The 2,768-nt window shown below is 67.6% G+C and carries 2 protein-coding genes and 1 pseudogene; all 3 read right to left on the reverse strand.

Going from position 1 to position 2,768, the window contains the following annotated elements; translation table 11 throughout:
- Positions 1-385, reverse strand: a 385-nt coding sequence (locus WAW85_RS15895) for an NAD(P)H-hydrate epimerase (protein WP_422560560.1), incomplete at its 3' end; no start/stop codon positions are given.
- A 5-nt stretch (positions 386-390) separates the two neighbouring features.
- Positions 391-2,253: a glutamine--fructose-6-phosphate transaminase (isomerizing) gene (gene glmS / locus WAW85_RS15900; protein WP_422560561.1), complete on the reverse strand. Its 1,863-nt coding sequence runs from the start codon at positions 2,251-2,253 to the stop codon at positions 391-393.
- An 11-nt stretch (positions 2,254-2,264) separates the two neighbouring features.
- Positions 2,265-2,768, reverse strand: a pseudogene (locus WAW85_RS15905) (alpha/beta hydrolase); the annotation flags it as partial.

Raw genomic sequence — 2,768 nt, forward strand, 5'->3', positions numbered from 1 at the left:
GTCCACGGCCGCCGAGGCCCACCACGGCGTCGATCACCAGCGCGCAGTCGGCGGGCAGCGTATCCACCACCCGTCCGCCGGCTGCGGTGAACGCGGCCAGCCCGTCGCGATGGGCCGCGGCGGGGGCCAATAGGACGGCGCTCACCGCGACGCCGCGTCGGCGCAGGATTGCCCCCGCATACAGCGCATCGCCGCCATTGTTACCGGCCCCGACCACCAGACCGATCCGGTGTCCGTACGCGCCACCGCACCGGTCGACCAACTCGGTCAGCGCCGTGCGTGCGACGCCGTGGGCGGCCCGGGCCATCAGCACACCGCCGGTAAGCAGAGCGCCGGTCGCCTCCTCGGCGGCCCGGATCTGATCGGCGGTGTAATAGCCCTCCATGTGAATTACTCCACCGTGACGGACTTGGCGAGATTGCGCGGCTTGTCGACGTCGTAGCCGCGTTCCTGCGCGACTGTGGCCGCGAACACCTGCAACGGCACCGTCGACACCAGCGGCTGCAGCAGGGTCGGGGTCGGCGGAATCGGAATCAGGTGATCGGCGACCGACTCGGCTGCGGTGTCGCCGGGTTCAGCGAGGATGATCGTGCGGGCGCCGCGCGCCTGGATTTCGCGCACATTGCTGATCATCTTCGAATGCAGCAGCGGGCGGCCGACCGGCGACGGCATCACCACGAACACCGGCAGTCCGTCTTCGATCAGCGCGATCGGACCGTGTTTGAGTTCACCGGCGGCAAAACCCTCGGCGTGAATGTAGGCGAGCTCCTTGAGCTTGAGCGCCCCCTCCAGCGCCACCGGGTAGCCGACGTGACGGCCCAAGAACAGGACGGTGTCCGCGCTGGCGTACTGGCGCCCCAGCGCGCGGACCGGTTCCATCTGCTCGAGCACAGCCTCGACGGCAGCCGGGATGGCCTCCAGCGCAGCGAACTCGGCGACCACCTCATCGGAGTATTTGGTGCCGACGGCCTGCGCCAGTGCCAGGCCCACCATGTAGGCGGCGGCGATCTGCGCGAGGAAGCACTTGGTGGAGGCAACGCCGATCTCCGGGCCGGCATGCGTGTAGAGCACCGCGTCGGATTCGCGCGGGATCTGCGCGCCGTTGGTGTTGCAGATCGCCAGCACGCGCGCCTTCTGCTCCTTGGCGTGTCGGACGGCCTCCAGGGTGTCGGCGGTCTCGCCGGACTGGCTGATCGCCACGACCAGCGTCGAGCGGTCCAGCACTGGGTCGCGGTAGCGGAATTCGCTGGCCAACTCCACCTCGACGGGCAGCCGGGTCCAGTGCTCGATGGCATATTTGGCGATCATGCCTGCGTGGTAGGCGGTGCCGCAGGCGACGACGAAGACCTTGTCCACATCGCGCAAATCCTGGTCACTCAGGCGCTGCTCGTCGAGCACGATGCGCCCATCCTGCAGGTGACCGACGAGCGTATTCACCAGTGCTTCAGGTTGCTCGGCGATTTCTTTGAGCATGAAGTACTCGTAGCCGCCCTTTTCCGCGGCGGCCAGATCCCAGTCGATGTGGAACGGCTTGCCACCGGTGGGCGTGCCGTCGAAATCGGTGATGGCGAGGCTGTCGGCGGTGATCACCACCACCTCGTCTTGGCCCAATTCGATGGCTTCACGGGTGTGCTCGATGAAGGCGGTCACGTCCGAGGCGATAAACATTTCGCCGTCACCGACGCCCACCACGAGCGGCGTGGATCGTCGTGCGGCGACGATGGTGCCCGGGTTGGCCGCGGACATGAAGACGACGGTGAAGGCGCCTTCCAGTCGGCGCAGCACCGAATAAGCGCTGGCCACAAAGTCGCCAGCGTGCTCTCCCTGCGCGTACTCGCGGGACAGCAGGTGCACCGCGGTCTCGGTGTCGGTGTCGGAGGCGAACTCCACCCCGGCCTGCTCCAGCTCGGCGCGCAGCGGCGCGTAGTTCTCAATGATGCCGTTGTGCACCACCGCGAACTCGTGCTCGGCGCTGACATGCGGATGCGCATTGCGGTCGGTCGGCTGGCCGTGCGTGGCCCACCGGGTGTGCCCCATCCCCGAGGTGCCGGTCAACGCACTCGGTCCGACGTCGTCGATCAGGGCTTCCAGGTTCCCCAGTCGACCGGCCTTCTTCTCCACGGTCAGGTGCCCGGCGCCGTCGGCGATGGCCACCCCCGCCGAGTCGTATCCGCGGTATTCCATCCGCCGCAGGGCTTCGACAACGATGTCCAGCGCCTGGCGCTCACCCACGTATCCGACGATTCCACACATGGTCGCCTAGTTTACCTGCCGAGCGCGCGGAGTCCCTTGCTTGACGTGCCCTCTTCGGGCTTGTACGGCGCGTTACCCAACAGTTGCGAAAAGTGGTCGGCGTCCGCGCGGCGGGCGCTGGCCACGTCAACGGCCAGAGTGGGGGTCATCGAGACCGCTGGGTCGGCGAAATCGGCGTACGCAGCGTCGTCGGTCAGCGTGGTGAGCAGGAAGCCGGTGAGCTGGGCGCGCACGGCCGCGTGAATCTTGCGTTCAGCGCCGGAGAAACCGATCACCGACTTGAGCGTCGGCCGCTCGAGAATATCTTGAGCGTTGGCGCCGGGCAGTGTGCGCAACACCACCGCACCGCCCAGCGCCTGGGCCAGCACGACGGCATTTCCGGTCATCGAATCGACGTCGTCGGTGGCAGCGATAATCAGCGACGACGCGCTCACACTGGCCGCATCGTCAGGTAGATCGGCGGTGGTCGGGGCGGGAAAGAGCGGGACCAGCGCGCGGACCGGAGTTTGTGGGCG

Origin of the sequence: Gordonia sp. (in: high G+C Gram-positive bacteria) (genome assembly GCF_049299075.1) — a bacterium.
GTDB lineage: Bacteria > Actinomycetota > Actinomycetes > Mycobacteriales > Mycobacteriaceae > Gordonia.

Excerpts from the sequence above, each read along its gene's own strand:
- glmS (WP_422560561.1), bottom strand. The coding sequence starts at position 2,253 with ATGTGTGGAATCGTCGGATACGTGGGTGAGCGCCAGGCGCTGGACATC.